This is a genomic window from Acinetobacter sp. NBRC 100985 (assembly GCF_000241225.1).
GTDB lineage: Bacteria > Pseudomonadota > Gammaproteobacteria > Pseudomonadales > Moraxellaceae > Acinetobacter > Acinetobacter venetianus.
In genome coordinates, this window is record NZ_BAEB01000036.1 from 109,818 (window position 1) to 130,056 (window position 20,239).

A 20,239-nucleotide genomic window follows, 5' to 3' on the forward strand; every position below is an offset into this window, starting at 1 on the left:
TTAGAAATTCACTCGCATGCTCAATCCAGCAACCCAAGCATCATCTACCTCTTTTACACCCGCGGGTTGATGAATATATTGTAGGTTTGGTCTTAACATGACTGCTGGTGACCATTGATAGCTATAGTTCAGCTCAACATTGAGTTCATCTCGTTGAACTGGGACATAATCTATTGCGAATGCATCATATTCGTCATAACCACGACTGGTATTGGTTGCGATTTGACGATCTTTATAACGATCATTGACTAAATAATTGGCAATACCAAAACCAATCGAATCATGTGGACGACTATCAAAAGCCCCTTTGTACCAAAGTGCGAGTTGCTGAGTGCTTTGAACTGCCGTAGTGGCTTTATCATTCACAACGACATTAAAACTGGCGTATAAACCGCGTTTTGCATCGTCGCCTTTCTGCGTGAGTTGCTGCTGAGTATTCAACCAAAAACTATGCTTGCCATCATGGACTTTATCGGTCGTCGCAATATCATTTGCTTCAGCAGTCGAATACAATGCACCAACCTTATATTCTCCCGGCAAACCATTAAATATCGTTAGTTTAGGTCGCCACGCCAGTTCTACTGGAATCGTTGCGCCTTTCACGTTATCCATATCCAAATTAAAACCGTCACTGTCTTTTTCGGTTTTTACATTGTCAGGATTTACTTCATAGACACCGACTCCAAGCGTCCATTCAGGGGAAAACTGATACTTGATATTGGTTCCCCAAATCCCTACAGGCCAGTTGTACCAAATAGATCCTATTGATTTTCCAAGCTGACCACCGCATAGCAGTAGATTTTGGAATTCACATTGCGAACTATTAAAGTCATCAGACATGCCCATACGTCCAATCTTGAATTGAACCGTATTATCAGCAAAACCTTTTTTTACCCATGCTTGAGTTAAACGCCAGATTTTGCCTCGACCATAAATTTCTTGTGAGTTACCTAATGCACTTGAGCGTGGGTCTTTAATCTGCTCAAGAGTCAGCGCATTACCATCACGTTTTGTAATGACAATATTGGCTGTTGTATCTTTCCATCCTGCAATTTTTTCTAAATCAAAATTTGCACCTAATGCTAACTGTGCTGCATTTTTAAATGTGTTGGTATCGTTATATCCGCCATCTAGATTGGTCGCTCCTTGGCTCATAATCGATGCAGTAAACTTATAACCCTCTTGTTCAAGTTGTTGGCGTTGACCATTCCAATCACCAAGTAGCCATTGACGATCTTGTGACCACGGTTCATTTGCAAAGCTGCTTTGCGCTGTACAGATAGCAACTGCCAAGCAGCTTAATTTAATAAATAGTTTATTTGAGTTCATAAAAAGCCTCCGTGCTTTTTTATTTCATTTTTAGCGCTGTACTAAGTTCAGATGTTGCACCGAGTTGATCAGTTACATTTGCAGTTAGAGATGCTACTTTTGTTGTTGGTTTCCATGAAACATTAGCCTCACCTTGTGCATTGGTCGCAGCAACAATTGAACCTAAGTAAATTTCTGCTTCATTTGAACTCGCTAAACGATTGCCAAATAATTCAACTTGATAGCGCTGGTTTGGTTGCCCTATTACAACCACATTCACTTGTCCTTTTGAGAAACTCAATTTCGGTGCTTGAATTGCTTGGTTGGGCTGCGCATTACAGCCTTGCTCATTTGGCTGTTGGCAAGTTTTCTGTAAATTTGCAGGATCAATCTTCACACCATGCCCACGAGAACCCACAAAATGCGCATGTTCTAAGCCCGGAACATCAAAAACTATCGCGCCTAAACGTTGATTTGGAACACAACTCCCACCTGCCTCACAGCGTTTAATATCTTTGGCGTTATCCCAAATTAGATTTTTAGTCAGTGTGATATGTGCATTTGCATCTTTTTCTGAACGAATGGCGATTCCTATACGATTGCCATGCACTTTGTTGCTATCCAAAATATTGCCATCACCCGTCAAGTTAAAACCATTTGAGTTATTGGTGAGTTCGTTGTAGGCGATATAGTTACGTTTACCCCAGTTGATTTGTAAACCATCTGAATAATTCTCAAATTTATTCCCAACCACGGCATTATCATTCCCCCAAAGAATTTCTATGCCTTGTGACGGCTCTGGGTTTGCTGAAGTTGAAATAAAATGATTATTTGCGACTAAGTTAAATGCCGCACCACGTGTTAACTCAAGCCCATCACCATTGTCTTGGAAATAGTTATCGAGCACTTTATTGTTATTGGTCGTCGTTGCAGTTGGATTGCCTTTGCCATCATCACCCGTCAGCATTACTCCTGCACCACCATAGTTATGCATAATGCGGTTGTTTTGAATGAGGTTATTACTCGCACGATTCATCAAAATGCCAATACAGAAATGACGAATCTCTAAACCTTGGATAGTTACACCGTTAATGTCACGTAAAACAATTCCTGGTAAAGTTGTCGTTCGAACATTAGTACCAAATTGCCCTGCAACTGCTCCCGGACAAGCTTCTACTCCTGTGCCTTTAATATAGTTTGAACCATCAATCGCGATATGCTCACCAGTTTTGGCCCACTGTGTACCAATAATTTTTACTGGTGCTTTAATTTCTGGAAGCGGACTATTGACCTTAATTGCATAAGGTGCTTTTCCTACCGCTTGGATCAAAATTTCACTGCTTACAGTCGGCTGAGTATTTGCCTGCTCAATCGCCCAACGTAATGAGCCTTTTTCAGAATCATCTTGATAACGATCAACCACATATGTTTCTGCTGTAGCCAAACCAGATATAGCCAAACCCATCGCTAAAGCACTTAAACGTAAAGAAATCAATTTCATGTCTAACAAATCCTTTTCAATTATTGTGTCGGTTGAACCGTTTTTAAAAACTGCTTTAGTTGAGTTACATCAATTTGACCTGGTGCTGAAGCTTCGCCAATCATGCCAAAACTAAAGCTACCGCCCATATTTGCTGTTGCAATTCGGGAAATCGTTCCAAGTCTTCCCATTGACATTGTGAGTAGTGGCTTCTTGGACAACTCACTCACTTTTAAAGTTGCATTCATCAAAGTGAAGACATCTTGTTTGCTTTGTGGCATGACTGCGATTTTTAAAATATCTGCCCCAAGTTCATCTTGTTTTAATAAACGTTTAACGATCTCATCTTCACTTGGCGTTTTTTGGAAATCATGATTCGACATGACGATCAGTACATTTTTATCATGCGCCAATTTCACGATATTTTTGACAATCTGTTGGTCACGAAACATTTCAACATCCAACATGTCCATAAAAGGATGTTTTAAATAAGCTTGGTAAGTTTTTCCATAATCAACATCGCTAATCGTGAGCTTGCCACCTTCGTTATGCGTACGAATCGTCGCAATCATAGGCTTATTGCCTAGAATCTGTTTTAGCTCCTGACCTAATGCAATCACTTGTTTAGTTTCATTTGCAAAATCAAATAAATCGATACGAAACTCAGCCAAATCTACATCTGGATCTGCCGCAATCACTTTTGCTTGTGCCAAAGCCTGTTCTTTAGTTTTCGCTGTGATCGGTACAATTGTTTTAACAGGTGATTTCGCCAACTCAGCCAATTGAACTGGGCTGTGCGCATTTTCTTGTGCCTGTACCATTTGAACCGCAAAAAAAGGGCTTACAAGCAGCGTAAACGCTGCCAGTGTTTTCATTTTCATCTTCATCATCCTTAATGGATTGCCCGTCTTTCCCAAGACAAAGCAATCTTTCGTTATTAACTCTTAAATATCAAAAAATACAGTTTCATCTTCACCTTGAATACGGATATCAAAGCGATAAACAATTTCATCATCGACTTCTGTCCGTTTTGCAATCAGTGTCTGCCGACGTGTAGCCCACTCGATGCTATTTAAAACAGGATCGTTCGCATTGGCATCTATTTCATCTTCAAAATAAATACGCGTATGCAAACCAATGTTGATGCCACGGGCAAATAAAACCACTGCAATATGTGGTGCTTGGATCGTACCTTTGCGCCCTGAAACTGAACCCGGTTTTACGGTGTTAAAACTCCAAAAACCTGTTTCAAAATTTGCGCCTGTGCGTCCCCAACCGTGAAAATTTGGATCAGCAGTTTTTGCTTGTGTATCAGCCTGACTTGGATAAACTCCATTGGCATCTGCTTGCCAGATTTCCAGTAATACATCTCTTAATGGCAAACCAAGTCCATCAAACACTTGACCTTCAAGACGAATACGCTCACCCTGAGTTTGCTCATTTACCAACTGATTATTGAAGTTATGTTCAAAGACTTCGATATTGGCTTGTTGAGGTAATAAACCGATATGAACATAAGGACCACCTGTCTGTGATGGTGTCTCTTTAAGTTCCTGAAAATTCCACGCTTTCATTCTGTCACTCCATTAAGTCAAATCATTTTCAAAATAAGTCGCACGACGACCACGAAGATGAATATCAAAGCGGTAGCAACGGCTATCTGATTCAATGAAATTATTTTTGTCTTCTAACGCGATCAAAGCGCGACGTTGATCCTCAGATGGAATGGTTTTTAAAATTGGGCATGAGTCAATTAAGGTATCGCCTTCAAAATAGAACTGCGAAATCAAACGTTGTGCCCAACCATCAGCTATAAGAGAAAAATGGATATGTGCAGGACGCCATTCATTGATACGGTTACGCCAAGGATATGGGCCGGGCTTAATGGTACGGAAAATATAGAAACCATTTTCATCAGTTAAAGTACGACCACACCCACCAAAGTTAGGGTCCATTGCACCAATAAATTTGTCATTGGGATGACGATAGCGACCCGATGCATTGGCCTGCCAAACTTCTAATAAGGCGTTTTTTACAGGGCGACCAAACTGATCACGCACGTAGCCATGAACGATGATTCGCTCACCAATCGGCAGACCTTCTTTTGCATAATTCAAAATCAAATCATTGTCTTTAGGCCCAAAAATACTTGGCTCAAAATGCGGTGAAGTCACTTCAGTCAATGTTTCATTAATCGAAATCAATGCATTCTTTGGCGAGCGTAATACACTGGTTTTATAGCCGGGTGTATATGCTGGCGGATGATCATCTGTATCGCGTTGCGGATATGCACCCAATGTGTGATGTAACATGACTGTCTCCTTAATCTCTTGCTTGTACTGAAACGGGTTGCACATCTATTCCAAGCTCTTTGAACACTTCTTCAGCCATATGCATGGCCGCATTTGCGGCTGGTAAACCTGCATACAATGAACTATGTAAAATCAGTTCTTTAAGCTCATCCTTGGTCACCCCGTTGTTAAAACAAGCACGTAAATGCATTCTCAATTCATCTTCTCGTCCCAAGGCCAATAAAATGGCAATGGTGACTAAACTACGGGTGTGCCGTGGTAAACCTTCACGTGACCACACTTCCCCCCAAGCGAAACGACTAATAAAATTCTGAAAATCTTGATTAAAATCATTCAGGTTCTCTAAAGAACGACCGACATGTTTTTCACCAAGTACTTCTGTACGGACTTTGAGTCCTTGTTGATAACGCTGCTCATCATTCATTGGCGTTGTCCTGATATCGAGAGATTTAATGTTAGGTTGCATCTGTATGAGCAACTAAAGATTTCACAAAGATCGCGACCGCAGCTGCTGTTGCAGGGATCATTAAGAGGCTTAAAATCGCGGTAAATGACCAATCATTACCTAATAAAACTGCGCCAATCCAAGCCCCAAATACTGCTCCAAAGCGACCAATACCTGTCATCCATGCCACGCCTGTTGCACGGCATTGAGTAGGATAAAAGCGAGCACTTAAGGCAGGCATAGACGATTGCGCACCATTGATTGCAATACCTGCGCACAATACGAGAATGGCCAATAATGTTGGATTGCTAAGACTTTGCCCAACCGCCACTGCAAACAATCCAGCAATAAAATAGAAACCTGAAATAATGCGATTTGGATTAAAGCGATCCATTGCCCAACCAATAAACAAGGCACTCAACACACCGCCGAACTGGAATAAGCCACCAATAAATGCTGCACGCTCCATAGTCGCACCTGTTTCACGCATCAAAGTTGGCAACCAACTGGTGAGTAGGTAAATCACCACTAATCCCATGAAATAAGTTGACCACAACAAAACTGTGCCTTTGGCATATTGCTTAGAAAACAGCATGCCAAATACATTTTTCTTTTCTGCAACAGCAGATTGCTCTTCTGGAATATGGAAGCTTTCAGCACGCTGTACTTTTTCAGGTGCAATATGATTCAGAATGTTGCGTACTTTCTGAGAGTCTTTACCTTTGACGATTAGGAAGCGGTATGATTCTGGCAAAAGTACAATCACTAATATCATGAGGATTAGTGGAGAAACTCCCCCGACCAAAAATAGGCTGTGCCATCCAAATGTTGGAATTAACCAACTGCTAATGAAGCCACCAATCGCCATGCCAAGGTTATAACCACAGAACATACAAGTGACGAGTAAAGACCGGATTCGTTGCGGGCAATACTCTGAGAATAATGTGGTTGCATTTGGCATTGCAGCGCCTAAACCAATACCCGTTAAGAAGCGCAATATAACTAAACTATTCAGATCAGTTGCAAAGGCAGATGCCAAAGTAAAACCACCAAAGATCAACATTGAAATCGTTAAAACGATTTTGCGACCAAAACGATCCGCAGTTGGGCCTGAAACCAATGCACCAATGATCATCCCGCCAAGTGCAGCACTCATTACAGGACCGAGTTGAGAACGATCAATTCCCCAATCCTGTGCTAATGCTGGTGCAATAAAGCCCATCGCAGCAGTATCGATTCCATCTACAAATACAATGAGAAAACAAATAATTGCAATCATCCATTGATACTTGCTTACTGGTGCATCATTAATCAGTGCTTGTGCATCCATACTGTTTTTTGGGGCAGCAAATTCCTGTGCCATAGTTGCCTCCTTGTAGGCGAATTCCTTTCTAACCTTTGCGGTTATATTTTTTGAATAAACTTAGCCAATGCCTGATTGAAAACTTGGGGTTGTTCAATATTGGACAAATGAGACGCTGCCAAGATTTCAAGTTGACTGTTTGCAATAGACTGATGCATGAACTCTGCATCATGAACCGTAGTAACAGGATCAAATTGACCTGCGATAATTAAAGTTGGGATTTGAATCAAGCTCAGCTTTGATTGCACATCTGCATTTGCCAATGCTCTACAAGAGTTGGCATATCCCTGTGCTGGTGTAACCGCTAAGCTCTGAATTGTTTTTTGAGCCAGAACATCATGTACATAATCAAAATGTTCACTAAACCAACGGGTATGTGTCGTTTTCACGATGTCTGCTAGACCTGTTTGTTCAACACTATCTGCCCGCATATTCCATGCGTCGGCTGTACCAATTTTGGCAGCAGAGTTCGCAACGGTAATACTATGAAAACGCTCAGCATGATGGATCGCTAATTCAAGCGCTGTGATGCCACCCATTGAAATTCCACAAAAATGGGCTTTTTCAATTGTTAAGGCATCTAAAATATCCACCACATCTTCAGCAAGATTTTGCAAAGTTGTCTCGGCAATTACATCGCTACCACCATGCCCACGCGTATCATAAGAAATGACTTGATAATGCTCAGCAAAAGCTGCAACTTGCGCTTGCCACATCCCATGATCAGTACCCAAAGAATTTGAGAACATGAGTACAGGTCCATCTTGCAAACCCCATGTTTGAACAGCCAATTGATGGCCTTGACGATTGCTTATTTTGATCATCATGCCGAATCTCCTTGTGCCGCTTTTAGAACCGTATCAATCTGTAATTGGATATTGCCCAAGTAAGTTTCAGGTTTGAAAATCTCATTCAGTTCACTTGGACTCAAATGTACGTTGACTTCATCCATCTCGGATAATGTGATTTTTAAATGCTGTTGCTGATTAACGGCTTGCTGACAAGCTTGCTCAACTAGCTGGTGCGCATTCAATCGCCCGATTTTGGTTGCAAGTGCCATCATCACCGCTTCAGCCATAATCAATCCATTGGTACATTCAAGGTTGCACTGCATGGCATCAGGATTGACTTGCATATTTTCAAGCACGTCAGTAGTCCGCTCTAATGCGCCTGCACATAACTGAAAAATTTCAGGAATTGCCAACCATTCCGCGTGCCAAGCACCTAGAGCTCGCTCGTGCTCTTGCACCATACTTTGATAAACACTAGCCATCAGTGCTGGTGTGCGATTTGCAGCTGCAAGAACTGAAGCTGCTGCAACAGGATTTCGTTTGTGAGGCATTGTCGATGAACCACCACGCCCTTTCGCTGTCGGCTCATATACTTCTGCAATTTCTGTTTGCATCAGCAATGACCAATCTTTAGCCATTTTTCCTGTATTCCCAACAATGATTGTGAGCGTGGCAGCCATTTCAGTTATACGATCACGCTCACCGTGCCACGTACATTCAGGAACAGTTAGATTTAACTCAGCTGCAAAAGCTTGAACGACTGCCGAGCCTTGATTTCCTAAAGAGGCCAATGAACCCACTGCACCACCTAACTGAGCTGTTAGAACTCTAGATTTCATAGCTTGTAAGCGATCTAAATCACGTTTAAATGCTGCTGCCCAACGCGCAAATTTATGACCCAAAGTAATAGGTAATGCCTGCTGCAACCATGTACGCCCGATCATGACTTGATTACGATATTGCTGTGCCTGTTTAATCGAAATGCGATAAGCAAATTGCAATTGTTTTTCGATCAATAGCAATGCATCACGGCACTGCAAAATCATCGCTGTATCAATAATATCTTGGCTAGTCGCACCCCAATGCACATATCGAGAAGCATCTTGATCTTGTTGTTTTACGATTGCTGTAAATTGCTTCACAAAAGGAATTGCAATATTTCCAGCCAAACCTGACGCAACGGCTAAATCATCAAAATCAATAGCTTCTAATGCATTTTTTGCAACTTGCTCGATGATCGTTGCAGCAGATATCGGAATGACTTCAACCTGCGCCTGAGTTTTTGCTAAAGCAACTTCAACTTGAATCATGTAGTTCAACAAAGCACGATCACTAAAAATGTCCGTGACTTCAGGCTGATAAAACAAGCTGGCATATAACTGGCTCATATCAAACCTCACTCAACACGTTGAATAATGAGCGCAATGCCTTGCCCCACACCAATACACATTGAACACAATGCGTACTGTCCTTGAATCTGTTCAAGCTGGTTCAATGCGGTGGTGACTAAGCGTGCGCCTGACGCTCCCAAAGGATGACCTAAAGCAATCGCACCACCATTTGGATTGATACGAATATCGTCATCTGCTAAACTTAAATCACGAGTTACCGCTAATGCCTGAGCTGCAAAGGCTTCGTTTAACTCAATCACATCCATTTGCTCTAGTGTCAGATTGGTCTGTTGCAGTAATTTCTTAATCGCAGGTGCAGGCGCAAATCCCATAATGCGTGGTTCAACACCCACTGTAGTTGCGGCAATAATTTTGGCGCGTGGTTTCAGTTGATATTCAGCAACCGCTTCATCAGAGGCGATCAAGAGTGCTGCTGCACCATCATTGATCCCTGATGCATTACCTGCTGTAACGGTTCCATCGGTCTTTACCACACCTTTGAGTTTAGTTAAGGCTTCAATCGTGGTTGATGCACGCGGATGTTCATCGCTATCCACCACAATCGCATCACCCTTACGCTGAGGAATAGTGACGGGCACGATCTCTTGTTTAAAAAAGCCTTTGGCTTGCGCTGCTGCAGTACGTTGTTGGCTCACCAAGGCAAACTGGTCTTGATCGGCACGATTGACATTGAATTGTTCTGCCACGTTTTCAGCCGTTTGTGGCATGGTGTCTACACCATACATTTCTTTCAGTTTTGGATTGATAAAACGCCATCCCATGGTGGTGTCTTCAATCTTTTGACTACGTCCAAATGCGCTCTCTGATTTACCCATCACGTATGGGGCACGGCTCATGCTTTCCACACCACCAGCAATGATCAGGTTTGCTTCATTGGCTTTGATCGCACGCGCTGCCATAGCAATGGCATCTAAAGATGAACCACATAAACGATTCACTGTGGTTGCAGGGACTTGATACGGTAAGCCAGCCAATAATGCGGACATACGCCCCACGTTACGATTGTCTTCACCCGCTTGATTGGCACAACCATAAATCACATCATCTACTTGTTGCCAATCCACCGTTGGATTTCGTTGTATTAGGGCTTGGATTGGTATCGCACCAAGGTCATCTGCACGGACTGGTGCAAGACCACCTGCATAACGGCCAAATGGAGTACGAATGGCATCAATGATATAAGCGTTTTTCATGTGTTTTTCCCTTTAATCCTCCCTTAATCCCTCCTTTAAAAAGGAGGGAGACCTCGCTCTATTGTTTTGGCGAGGTATCCCTTAACAAAGTGGGATGTATGGAGATTTCAATCCTTAAATTTGAGTCGCATCAATCAACTGAGCGCCTGTCAAAGCTTGCAATTCCTCAAAGCTCAGACCATCCACTTTTTCAATCACCTTTAAACCTTCTGTGGTCACATCAATCACACACAGATCGGTATAAATACGATCAACACATTTCAGTCCTGTTGCTGGATAACTGAGTTCTTCAACGATTTTTGGCTCACCTTGTTTGGTGACATGATCAGTCGTGATAAAGACTTTCTTAGCACCAACGGCTAAATCCATTGCACCACCCACAGCAGGAATGGCATCGGCTGCACCTGTATGCCAATTCGCAAGATCACCGTTGGCTGCAACTTGGAATGCACCGAGTACTGCGATATCTAAATGACCACCACGCATCATGGCAAATGAATCACCGTGATGGAAAAAGCATCCACCTGTTAGCATAGTGACGTATTCTTTACCTGCATTAATCAGCTCAGGATCTTCTTCACCTTTGGCTGGAGGGGGGCCAAAGGCCAACAACCCATTTTCTGAATGCAGAAACACATCTTTATCCGCAGGTAAGTATTTTGAAATCTTGGTCGGTAAACCAATGCCTAAATTGACATAGGCACCATCTGGAATATCTTGTGCAACACGTTCAGCAATCTGATCACGGTTGAGTTTTTGATAGCTCATGTTGTTCTCCTTATGCTGATACAGGTGAAGTGGCTTCAACGGCAACTACATGTTGGACAAAGATGCCTGGGGTAATGATGTGCTCAGGATCAAGCTGACCCAGTTCTACCACTTCAGAGACTTGAGCAATGGTGACATCCGCAGCCATCGCCATGATTGGGCCGAAGTTACGTGCAGATTTATTGAAAACCAAATTACCCCAACGATCGCCTTGCTGGGCTTTAATCAAAGCGAAGTCGGCTTTGATTGGGTATTCCAGTACATAGTCTTTGCCATCGATATGACGGGTTTCTTTGCCTTCCGCCAATAACGTACCAAAACCCGTTGGGGTGAATACGGCACCTAAACCCATGCCTGCGGCTTGGATACGACAAGCGAGATTGCCTTGTGGTACGAGTTCTAATTCAATCTTGCCTGCATGGTACAACTCATCAAATACCCATGAATCCGACTGACGAGGGAAAGAACAAATGATTTTACGAACGGCGCCTGTTTTTAGCAGTTTGGCAAGACCATAGTCGCCATTACCAGCATTGTTATTGACAATCACAAGGTCTTTTACGCCCATTTCAATCAGACCATCGATAAGTTCAGCGGGTTGTCCTGCTGTTCCAAAACCTCCTATCATGATGGTTGAGCCATCTTGGATTTGGGATAGAACCTCGGTCAATGAGGTGTTACTCTTATCAATCATCTGACTACTTCCTGTACTATGAATTACTCAATTTTTCATCCTGAAAACCGATGAAATTAAGCTGAGTATTTTGTTCGGATTTCTAATATTTATTCTTGATAAGTTTTCGTTAGAGTTCTACAGCACAAAGTTCATTTTGTTCGATTATTATTTTTTATGTTCGATGATCGAACATTATCCAAGTAAAATAGTCGTGTTTGGATTAGAATCAATTTTAGAAAATGATTTTTGAATGAAAGAGCACATTATGGAAAATGATCAGAATAAAGAGCCAAAATTGATTCATCATTCTGAAAATAAAAAACGATTCGTCATGAAGACTTTATTGCAGGAATCTCAAAAGGCTTGGCGATTTTGGAATGTTTTGGACCTGAACGACATCGCTTAAACATGAGCACTGCCGCTGAAAAAACAGGCATGACACGTGCGGCTGCAAGACGGCATTTACTGACCTTGGAATATTTAGGTTATTTGGATTTTGATGGCCATTATTATTATTTAACCCCTAAAATTCTAAAATTTTCAGGTGCTTATTTAGATGGCTCTCCACTACCAAAAATTTGCCAGCCTTTATTAAATCTACTTACTAATCAAACCTCACTCATCTATTCAGTTATGGTTTTAGATGGTTATGAAGCAATTACGATAGCGCGAAGTGCAGCACACCAACAAACAGACAGAGTAAATCCATATGGATTGCACTTAGGTAATCGCTTACCCGCCCATGCGACTTCTGCTGGAAAAATTCTGCTTGCTCATCTAGATGACGAAGCACAAAAACAATGGTTAGAAAAATATCCACTTAAACGTTTAACCAAATATACGCATACTGAGAGTGAAATTTTTTTAAAGTTATTACATGAAATTAAAGAACAGGATTGGTGTTATTCATGTGAAGAACATGAATTGGGCGTACATGCTGTTGCAGTACCGATTTATGATGCAAATGCCGATGTCGTTGCTGCCCTAAATATTGTTTCACCTACCATGCGTACAACAAAAGATTATCTAATCACTCATATTTTGCCACTATTACTAGAAACAGCACGTGATTTAAGACAGGTTGTTTAGATAGAGTTATTTCAAAATAGATATTTTTCTCTGCTCGTACTTATAGTAGGTATATCTTTTACTCGCTTTTAAACCAAATTTATTTTAGATATTAGCTAAGTCTTTTAAGTTTCAAAACAATTGTTTCATTGAGTAAGTTTATTTTACTTTTCGTTAAAAACCTTATTTCTAAATGATACAAATAAAATGCAATGATAATAATTTTATTTAAATCATTACATTATATTAATCCAAGTAATTTACTCAATAAAATCAAGATATTTGCTCTTATTATTGATGCATAGTATTTTAAAAAGCACATGAAAAATAAATAAATTTCATACTCAAAGTTATACCAAACAATAAAAGAGAGATATAAAAATGATTGAATGGTTACAGAGTGAATTGAAACATAGCCCCGAAATATTACTATTCCTATCTCTAGCGATTGGCTTCTGGATTGGTCAGTTTCAATTTGGAAAATTTCAGTTCGGCGGTGTTGCTGGTTCACTCCTAGTTGCAGTGGTACTGAGTCTAATTGGTGTACCTGTTGATAATGGTGTTAAAGCAATTTTGTTTGCACTGTTTATTTATGCAGTTGGTTTTGAAAGTGGCCCACAATTTTTCAAATCGCTAGGCCCTCAATCCATTAAAGAAATTCTACTCGCGGTATTCATGGCAGTTTGTGGGCTTATTACCGTACTTGTGATGGCTAAAATCTTTAACTTAGATAAAGGCTTAGCGGCAGGTCTGGCCGCTGGAGGGATGACTCAGTCAGCTATCATTGGTACAGCGGGTGATGCGATTTCTCGTCTAGACCTCCCTCTTGCTGAAATCCAAAAACTACAGGCAAATGTAGCGATCGGTTACGCAGTGACTTACATCTTTGGTTCACTTGGCGCCATCATCATCTGTGTGAATATCTTACCTAAATTTATGGGGCGAGAAATTCATGATGATGCATTAAAAGCGCAGTCAGAACGTTTAAAAGGTGCTTTCGAGCTTGCTCCAGGTCAAGAATTAGCTATGCCTGAAATCGTTGGTCGTATTTACAAAGTCAAGCAAGCCAATGGTATTGCAATCGCTGAACTTGAAAAAATACAACCGAGTATCACAGTCGAACGACTTAAGCGGAAAGATCAGTTTATTGATGTTGCGCCTGAAATGACCTTACAAACCGATGATGTCATTTTAATTGTTGGTCGTCGTGCAAGTGTCGTTTCAATCTCGGAGCATATTGGTACTGAACTTCAATCATCTCAAGGTATGGAGATGATTATGGATACCTCAGATGTGATTTTAAGAAATTCAAAATACATAAATCGAACATTGGGAGATATTAAAGCCAATACACCCGATTATTTGAAACATGGCATCTATGTACTTGCAATCAAACGTAATGATGAATCTCAAACATTGAGTGACGATACCATTTTGAAGCAAGGTGATTTGATTACTGTTTACGGCACAAAAAGTGATTTAGATCGTTTAGTCAAAGAGGCTGGTAAAGCACTGCCTGAAAGCTTAAAAACAGATTGGATTTTTCATGGCGCTGGCTTAGTGGTTGGTCTGATTGTTGGCTTATTTGTTGTTCGAATTGGTGGTGTTCCCCTCACGCTCGGTGCAGGTGGTGGTGCATTACTATCTGGTCTTTTATTCGGATGGTTACGCAGTCGAAATCAAGTACATGGCAATATGCCATTAGCAGCTTCACAACTGCTAAAAGATCTTGGCCTAGCAGGTTTTGTTGCAGCCGTTGGACTTCAATCTGGCTTACAAGCCATCCAAACCATCAAAGAAAGTGGCTTATCGCTTTTCATGATCGGAGTCGTTGTTACACTCGTTCCGCTTATCCTCTCTATGCTTTTTGCTCGTTATGTTTTGCGCTATGACAATGTCGCGGTTATGGCGGGTGCGCTATCTGGTTCAAGAAGTGCCAATCCTGCATTTGGTGGCGTCTTAGATAAAGCTGGTAACTCTATTCCAACTGTTCCTTTCGCGATCACCTATGCCCTTGCAAATGTATTTCTTACTTTGTTAGGTCCATTAATTGTGGGCTTAGCCTAAAAACTAACAGTTATAAACATTTTAATCGCTTCAGTATAATTAAGGAGACTTCCCATGGGGAACGTTGATTACACAAAATATTCAAAACTGAGTCCATTCGAGCTAAAAGATAATCTCATTGAGTTAGCACAAAGTAGAACCGATCGACTTATGCTCAATGCAGGTCGAGGAAATCCCAATTTCTTAGCAACGATCCCCCGTCGAGCTTTTTTCCAACTTGGTTTATTTTCAACCACAGAATCAGAGTTTTCTTTTTCTTATATGCCAGAAGGTCTTGGTGGATATCCACGACCTGTAGGTTTGCAATCACGCTTTGATAACTTTGTGATGCAGAATCAAGATAAACAAGGTGTTATTTTCTTAGGAAAAGCTGTTTCTTATGTTCGGGATCAACTTGGTTTAGATCCTGATGCTTTCTTACTTGAAATGGTTGAAGGAATTTTAGGTTGTAACTATCCAGTTCCAGACCGAATGCTACGTATCAGTGAAACGATTATTAAAGAGTATGTTCTGCGTGAAATGGGCGTACAAGGTATGGCCAAGCAAAACCTTGACTTGTTTGCTGTTGAAGGTGGGACAGCAGCGATGGCCTATATTTTTAACTCATTGAAAGAAAATAAAATCATTTCAAATGGCGACCGTATTGCAATCGGAACACCGATTTTTACGCCATATTTAGAAATTCCAAAGCTCAACGACTATCAACTTGAAGAAGTATTTATTGAAGCTGATCCTAAGCTCGGCTGGCAATATCCAGAATCAGAACTTAGAAAATTAGAAGATCCGTCAATTAAAGCATTCTTCTTGGTGAACCCAAGTAACCCTCCTTCAGTAAAAATGAGTGATGAAGGGCTAGCAATCTTGGCTGATATCGTTAAAAAGCGCCCCGATTTGTTGATTTTAACAGATGATGTTTATGGTACTTTTGCAGATAACTTCAAATCTTTATTTGCAATCTGTCCTGACAATACGATCCTTGTTTATTCATTCTCAAAATATTTCGGTGCTACAGGCTGGCGTTTAGGTGTGATCGCGCTCACCAACAATAATATTCTTGATAAGAAGCTTGCAGCATTATCGAAGAAAGATAAAAAAGAGTTGGAAGAGCGTTATTCTTCACTCACAACAGATCCTTCAAGTATTAAGTTTATTGATCGTTTGGTCGCAGATAGCCGAAATGTGGCATTGAATCACACGGCAGGCTTATCGACACCGCAACAGGTGCAAATGGTGCTATTTGCATTATTCAATATGATGGATTCACGTCAAAGTTATAAGAAAGCTGTTAAATCTGTTGTACGTGAACGTGATGCTGCACTATATCGACAACTTGGCGTAGAAGTTCCTCAAGATCCAAATGCCGTTGATTACTATACTTTAGTAAATCTGGAAAATACGTCTCGCACGTTATATGGTGATGAGTTTGCCGATTGGGTCATGAAAAATAAAAATCCGACCGAGCTATTATTCCGTGTAGCTGATGAAACAGGTGTGGTTTTACTTCCTGGATCAGGTTTCGGTGTTATGCACCCTTCTGCTCGCGCATCCTTAGCAAACTTGAATGAATACCAATATGCAGCGATTGGTGATTCTTTAAGACGCTTTGCTGAAGAATCCTACCAAGAATACCTAAAAACCAAGAAAGGCAAAAAATAAGCTTTTCCTGTCGATCGAAATAAAGCCACAATTTAGTGGCTTTATTTTTTGTATTTATCTCAAAAAAGCAGTTCACATCACATTCACATTCCAACTTTTAAGATAAATCTAAAATGGAATGAGATCATCAACATGAAATTGCTCAGAACGCTCGCAGTCTCGACACTGACCTTACTTTCTTTGGCTGCTTGTAAAAGTGTACCGAGTTACACCGCTGACTATGAAAAAGCTAAAAAAGAAATTACGGGAATCATGTTAGATGATCAACAAGCTCAAAAAATTGGTCAAAACTTTGTTGCAGCTTTCAATACGATGGGAACTGAAAATTTTGTCAAAAATGCCAGTCAACTTTATGCAGATCAATTATTTATCAATGACACTCTTTCCCAATTCTCAAATAAACAGGATCTCGTTAAACATTTCGAAGGTATGAATGAACACGTCAGCAATGTTTCAGTGACATTAATAAGTGCGACTCATAAACAAGACTCTGCATATATCCATTGGCACATGGTCTATGACTTTAAAATGTTTGGTCGGACAAAAACCATGTCTTCGTATGGTATTAGCCAAATCAAAATTAATGAGCAAAAACTAATTATCTTTCAACAAGATTTTTGGGATCCTGCAAATGGTTTATACCGCTCACTGCCATATGTCGGAAGTGGCTATTCTTTGACCTTGCCGTTCAAAAAATAGTATAAAATTCAGCCACAAAAAAGTGCAGAATAAATTATGGACAATCATTCATTATTAAAACGATTAAATAAAATTGAAGGTTTAATTGTTTTAGCTTTGGTCGATACCTTCGATGGTTCTATTTTAGAAACGATTGGTGATGAGTTCTTTAATATTGATCTTGCCGCTGCTGAAGGCGCAAATTTATTTAATTACCAAAAGCAATTAATGAATGAAATTGATCCAGATGATTTTCTAGAAAGTGTTTTGATGAGTACTGACAACCAGTATCACATCATTACACCGCTAGAAACCAATCATAGCCTGTTTCTATATGCGGTTTTAGATCGTGAACATACAAATTTAGGCTACGCACGTCATGAGATTCAAAAACTTGAACGTAATTTAAATTTCTATACCTATTAAATTTGAAGGTTAAACAGCTATAACTAAATAGGCAGCAAATATTGAGGTGGTGAATGAATACTCGTTTAATTTCGATAATGACTAGGTTATGTATTTTATTCCTTCTCATCCCGATTAAATTAGCACATGCAAATATTCAAATTTGCAAAACTGCCCCCCTTTTAGTAACGAGTAAAAATGTGGGTTCAGTCAGTTATTACGCAAACAACTGCCATCAAAATTGGGAAAATCAAAATATTCGCCTAGATTTCACTTATACTCAGAATATTCCAGAATGGGCATTTAAACGGGCTGCAACACATTTCCTGAAAAAGAATGTGGCCAATTTTTCTAATGATTCCGCTCTAAATCAAATTACTGAATTATATAAGCCTGTAAAAAAAGGTGATTTATATTCATTAAATTATAATCAGCTCAATAAAACATTAAGTCTTTCTCTCAACCAAAAACCATTAGGTTCAATTACCGATCAACAAGCCAATCAATACTTTAAAATATGGTTTGGTAGTTCTCCATTTAATGCTAAATTAAAGCAACAACTACTAAATCAATAATTTGATCAAACGATTATGAGCAATCAATTTATTCTTATGGTCGAAGACCATTACGAACTTGCCGCGACGGTTTGCGAATTTTTTAGAGGAACATGGTTTCGTCATTGATCATGCACGTAATTTAGATGCAGCACGTAATTTTCTAAAAACTCAGCCCTACCATCTCCTATTACTTGATATTAATCTACCTGATGGTTCTGGATATGATTTATGCGAATGGCTTAGAACGGATCAAGGTAAAGACATTCCTATTTTAATGCTCACGGCACGAGATACCTTGGATGACAAATTAAAGGGCTTTAGTGCTGGCACAGATGATTATTTAGTCAAACCTTTTGATTTTAATGAACTTGTAATGCGTGTTAAAGCTTTGATCAAACGTTCATTGGGCGAAGTATCATCCAGTAAAATCCAAATTCATGATCTTATTCTAGACAGTTCAACTCAAACTGTAACCCGTGCTGGTCAAACTATAGAATTACCGCGTATTCAATTCAAATTACTTAAAATTTTGATGAGAAACTCGCCAAAAGTAATTACAAAACAAGAAATTATTATCGAACTTTGGGGTGATGAAGAACCTGAAAGTGATGCGTTACGCAGTCATATTTATAATTTAAGAAAAATGGTCGATAAGCCATTTGAAGAAAAATTAATTCACACCATTTCAGGTGTCGGGCTTAAGGTTGCTTTCGATACTGAAGCTCATTAATTGAGATACACAACCACGATAAGACCAGTGGTATTTTCGAGTCTTAGATGCGGATGTGTATTTAAATAATATTGTCGATCAAACAATTCAACTCTCCACCCTAACTGATTACAGAGTTTTTGTACCAGTTGTAATCCTATTCCATGACCTTTTGCCGTCAGTTGTAATTGAGAAGTGCTCAATTCCTGAACTTTAGAATCATTCGGCATAGTAATGCCAATCCCATTGTCTGCGATTACAATACTATTCTTGCGCTGTATAATGTGAATATCTGTACCTTGAGAATAATTCAAAGCATTTCGTAGGATATTACTTAAAACCATTTTAGTCATCGAAGGATGAATTAATCGCGGAAACTCATGGGAGTCATATTGCACCTTGATTTCCATTCCTTTGGTTTGACTCACGGACTCTAAGTCATTGACTAAATCTTGAATAATGTTCGACAGTAGCATCTGTTCAGCAGTCAGCGTATTAGTGGTATTTCTAGCGATTGCTAATAAGGTATCAACCAAAAGCTGCATATCTTCAATGGTATTTGAAATACGATTCAATGATTTATCATTGCCATATCGTGCCTGACAAAGCTGCACATTGCCTTTGAGAATAGTTAAAGGTGTACGTAATTCATGGCTCACGTCACCTGTAAACTCTCTTTCACGATTGATAAACTCGCTCAGCACTTGATGATATTTTTCTAAAGCCTGTTTTAAATACTCAGCCTCCATATTGCCATTGGTATTTATACCTAAAAATGGCGAGGCTTCTTTGTTTTGATGTGCCCAATCAATATGTTCTAAAGCATTTGCCAAACGCGTGATTGGAGAAAAATAGCGACGCGCTCTGCGATTCGACCACCATAAAAAACTGTATAGAACAATCAAACTAAACATGAGTGGTGCAAGACCAAACATCCAGACGATTTTATTGACATTACTTTCGCCGAACACCAGCAGCACATGTTGCCCTTTTCGCTCTCCGTAAACCGTCATCCGCTCTTTACCATCGACAAAAATTCGATGTACGCCTTGCTGTAATACTTGATTTTTAAATGCTGGCGGCGGGGTTTGTGTTTCCCAACGATAACCATATAAATTTTTGGTATCTGGTAAATCTGCATTTGGATTACGATCAACTCGCATCCAATAATGTTCCATCTCTTGCTCAAGTGCAGTTTTAAGCAACGACCCTTTGATTACCCATGCACTACAAGCAATACCGATGATAATCGAAAGTGCGATCAACCCAATTTGCAGCCAATAATGACGATTAAACATCTCCGTGAGTGGATGTGTACTTGTCTCATTATTTTTGCTTTTCAACATAGGTT

Annotated in this window: 18 protein-coding genes and 2 pseudogenes; 7 read left to right on the top strand and 13 right to left on the bottom strand. The window is 40.1% G+C overall.

Features of this window, described 5'->3' with window-relative positions; translation table 11 throughout:
- From ACT4_RS13385 to ACT4_RS13440, 12 genes are all read right to left on the bottom strand, one after another.
- A complete protein-coding gene (locus ACT4_RS13385) occupies positions 1–1,329 on the bottom strand; it encodes a carbohydrate porin (RefSeq protein ID WP_007482944.1) in 1,329 nt (442 codons plus the stop codon).
- Between the two features lie 19 nt (positions 1,330–1,348).
- Positions 1,349–2,809, bottom strand: a complete 1,461-nt coding sequence (locus ACT4_RS13390; RefSeq protein ID WP_007482945.1) for a nitrous oxide reductase family maturation protein NosD — start codon at positions 2,807–2,809, stop codon at positions 1,349–1,351.
- A 20-nt stretch (positions 2,810–2,829) separates the two neighbouring features.
- Positions 2,830–3,663: a type I 3-dehydroquinate dehydratase gene (gene aroD / locus ACT4_RS13395; protein WP_171054823.1), complete on the bottom strand. Its 834-nt coding sequence runs from the start codon at positions 3,661–3,663 to the stop codon at positions 2,830–2,832.
- A gap of 69 nt (positions 3,664–3,732) precedes the next feature.
- The gene (gene pcaG / locus ACT4_RS13400; RefSeq protein ID WP_007482949.1) at positions 3,733–4,362 is read right to left on the bottom strand and encodes a protocatechuate 3,4-dioxygenase subunit alpha; all 630 of its coding nucleotides are present in this window, start codon (positions 4,360–4,362) and stop codon (positions 3,733–3,735) included.
- Positions 4,363–4,374: 12 nt separating this feature from the next.
- Entirely contained in the window at positions 4,375–5,100 is a 726-nt protein-coding gene (gene pcaH, locus ACT4_RS13405) for a protocatechuate 3,4-dioxygenase subunit beta (RefSeq protein ID WP_007482951.1), read from the bottom strand.
- Positions 5,101–5,110: 10 nt separating this feature from the next.
- Complete coding sequence (pcaC, locus tag ACT4_RS13410) at positions 5,111–5,524, bottom strand: 4-carboxymuconolactone decarboxylase (RefSeq protein ID WP_007482953.1); 414 nt, start codon at positions 5,522–5,524, stop codon at positions 5,111–5,113.
- A 31-nt stretch (positions 5,525–5,555) separates the two neighbouring features.
- A complete protein-coding gene (locus ACT4_RS13415; protein WP_004880304.1) occupies positions 5,556–6,908 on the bottom strand; it encodes an MFS transporter in 1,353 nt (450 codons plus the stop codon).
- Between the two features lie 41 nt (positions 6,909–6,949).
- Positions 6,950–7,735, bottom strand: coding sequence for a 3-oxoadipate enol-lactonase (pcaD, locus tag ACT4_RS13420; RefSeq protein WP_007482955.1), 786 nt, complete (start codon positions 7,733–7,735; stop codon positions 6,950–6,952).
- The gene (gene pcaB / locus ACT4_RS13425) at positions 7,732–9,087 is read right to left on the bottom strand and encodes a 3-carboxy-cis,cis-muconate cycloisomerase (RefSeq protein WP_007482957.1); all 1,356 of its coding nucleotides are present in this window, start codon (positions 9,085–9,087) and stop codon (positions 7,732–7,734) included. Before pcaB ends, pcaD begins: the two co-directional genes overlap by 4 nt.
- Positions 9,088–9,095: 8 nt before the next feature.
- Positions 9,096–10,304, bottom strand: coding sequence for a 3-oxoadipyl-CoA thiolase (pcaF, locus tag ACT4_RS13430; protein WP_007482959.1), 1,209 nt, complete (start codon positions 10,302–10,304; stop codon positions 9,096–9,098).
- Between the two features lie 114 nt (positions 10,305–10,418).
- Positions 10,419–11,072 carry a 3-oxoacid CoA-transferase subunit B gene (locus tag ACT4_RS13435; RefSeq protein ID WP_007482961.1) on the bottom strand — a complete coding sequence of 218 codons (654 nt, stop codon included), beginning with the start codon at positions 11,070–11,072 and terminating at the stop codon, positions 10,419–10,421.
- Positions 11,073–11,082: 10 nt separating this feature from the next.
- Positions 11,083–11,766 carry a 3-oxoacid CoA-transferase subunit A gene (locus ACT4_RS13440; RefSeq protein WP_007482963.1) on the bottom strand — a complete coding sequence of 228 codons (684 nt, stop codon included), beginning with the start codon at positions 11,764–11,766 and terminating at the stop codon, positions 11,083–11,085.
- A 247-nt stretch (positions 11,767–12,013) separates the two neighbouring features.
- Between ACT4_RS13440 and pcaU the strand changes: the two are divergent.
- From pcaU to ACT4_RS13475, 7 genes and pseudogenes are all read left to right on the top strand, one after another.
- Positions 12,014–12,837: pseudogene (pcaU, locus tag ACT4_RS13445) on the top strand (IclR family transcriptional regulator PcaU).
- 360 nt (positions 12,838–13,197) lie between these two features.
- Positions 13,198–14,883 carry an aspartate-alanine antiporter gene (aspT, locus tag ACT4_RS13450; protein ID WP_007482967.1) on the top strand — a complete coding sequence of 562 codons (1,686 nt, stop codon included), beginning with the start codon at positions 13,198–13,200 and terminating at the stop codon, positions 14,881–14,883.
- A gap of 54 nt (positions 14,884–14,937) precedes the next feature.
- Positions 14,938–16,539, top strand: coding sequence for a bifunctional aspartate transaminase/aspartate 4-decarboxylase (locus ACT4_RS13455; RefSeq protein ID WP_007482969.1), 1,602 nt, complete (start codon positions 14,938–14,940; stop codon positions 16,537–16,539).
- Positions 16,540–16,671: 132 nt separating this feature from the next.
- Positions 16,672–17,238, top strand: coding sequence for a nuclear transport factor 2 family protein (locus ACT4_RS13460; protein ID WP_007482971.1), 567 nt, complete (start codon positions 16,672–16,674; stop codon positions 17,236–17,238).
- A gap of 36 nt (positions 17,239–17,274) precedes the next feature.
- Positions 17,275–17,643, top strand: coding sequence for a roadblock/LC7 domain-containing protein (locus ACT4_RS13465; RefSeq protein WP_007482972.1), 369 nt, complete (start codon positions 17,275–17,277; stop codon positions 17,641–17,643).
- A gap of 77 nt (positions 17,644–17,720) precedes the next feature.
- A complete protein-coding gene (locus ACT4_RS13470) occupies positions 17,721–18,197 on the top strand; it encodes a chalcone isomerase family protein (RefSeq protein ID WP_374750110.1) in 477 nt (158 codons plus the stop codon).
- 15 nt (positions 18,198–18,212) lie between these two features.
- Positions 18,213–18,909 (top strand): annotated as a pseudogene (locus ACT4_RS13475) (response regulator transcription factor).
- On the opposite strand, the gene ACT4_RS13480 reads toward ACT4_RS13475, so the two are convergent.
- Positions 18,906–20,234, bottom strand: a complete 1,329-nt coding sequence (locus ACT4_RS13480; RefSeq protein WP_007482977.1) for a HAMP domain-containing sensor histidine kinase — start codon at positions 20,232–20,234, stop codon at positions 18,906–18,908. The pseudogene ACT4_RS13475 and the gene ACT4_RS13480 sit on opposite strands and share 4 nt — an antisense overlap.
- Positions 20,235–20,239 lie beyond the last annotated feature (5 nt).

What these genes read in the sequence shown, in the direction of transcription:
- ACT4_RS13415 (WP_004880304.1), bottom strand. Translation starts at nt 6,908, where the DNA reads ATGGCACAGGAATTTGCTGCCCCAAAAAACAGTATGGATGCACAAGCA.
- aspT (WP_007482967.1), top strand. Translation starts at nt 13,198, where the DNA reads ATGATTGAATGGTTACAGAGTGAATTGAAACATAGCCCCGAAATATTA.
- ACT4_RS13465 (WP_007482972.1), top strand. Translation starts at nt 17,275, where the DNA reads ATGGACAATCATTCATTATTAAAACGATTAAATAAAATTGAAGGTTTA.
- ACT4_RS13470 (WP_374750110.1), top strand. Translation starts at nt 17,721, where the DNA reads ATGACTAGGTTATGTATTTTATTCCTTCTCATCCCGATTAAATTAGCA.
- pcaC (WP_007482953.1), bottom strand. Translation starts at nt 5,524, where the DNA reads ATGAATGATGAGCAGCGTTATCAACAAGGACTCAAAGTCCGTACAGAA.
- pcaD (WP_007482955.1), bottom strand. Translation starts at nt 7,735, where the DNA reads ATGATGATCAAAATAAGCAATCGTCAAGGCCATCAATTGGCTGTTCAA.
- pcaG (WP_007482949.1), bottom strand. Translation starts at nt 4,362, where the DNA reads ATGAAAGCGTGGAATTTTCAGGAACTTAAAGAGACACCATCACAGACA.
- ACT4_RS13385 (WP_007482944.1), bottom strand. Translation starts at nt 1,329, where the DNA reads ATGAACTCAAATAAACTATTTATTAAATTAAGCTGCTTGGCAGTTGCT.
- pcaH (WP_007482951.1), bottom strand. Translation starts at nt 5,100, where the DNA reads ATGTTACATCACACATTGGGTGCATATCCGCAACGCGATACAGATGAT.
- ACT4_RS13455 (WP_007482969.1), top strand. Translation starts at nt 14,938, where the DNA reads ATGGGGAACGTTGATTACACAAAATATTCAAAACTGAGTCCATTCGAG.
- aroD (WP_171054823.1), bottom strand. Translation starts at nt 3,663, where the DNA reads ATGAAAACACTGGCAGCGTTTACGCTGCTTGTAAGCCCTTTTTTTGCG.
- ACT4_RS13440 (WP_007482963.1), bottom strand. Translation starts at nt 11,766, where the DNA reads ATGATTGATAAGAGTAACACCTCATTGACCGAGGTTCTATCCCAAATC.
- ACT4_RS13480 (WP_007482977.1), bottom strand. Translation starts at nt 20,234, where the DNA reads ATGTTGAAAAGCAAAAATAATGAGACAAGTACACATCCACTCACGGAG.
- ACT4_RS13460 (WP_007482971.1), top strand. Translation starts at nt 16,672, where the DNA reads ATGAAATTGCTCAGAACGCTCGCAGTCTCGACACTGACCTTACTTTCT.
- ACT4_RS13435 (WP_007482961.1), bottom strand. Translation starts at nt 11,072, where the DNA reads ATGAGCTATCAAAAACTCAACCGTGATCAGATTGCTGAACGTGTTGCA.
- pcaF (WP_007482959.1), bottom strand. Translation starts at nt 10,304, where the DNA reads ATGAAAAACGCTTATATCATTGATGCCATTCGTACTCCATTTGGCCGT.
- ACT4_RS13390 (WP_007482945.1), bottom strand. Translation starts at nt 2,809, where the DNA reads ATGAAATTGATTTCTTTACGTTTAAGTGCTTTAGCGATGGGTTTGGCT.
- pcaB (WP_007482957.1), bottom strand. Translation starts at nt 9,087, where the DNA reads ATGAGCCAGTTATATGCCAGCTTGTTTTATCAGCCTGAAGTCACGGAC.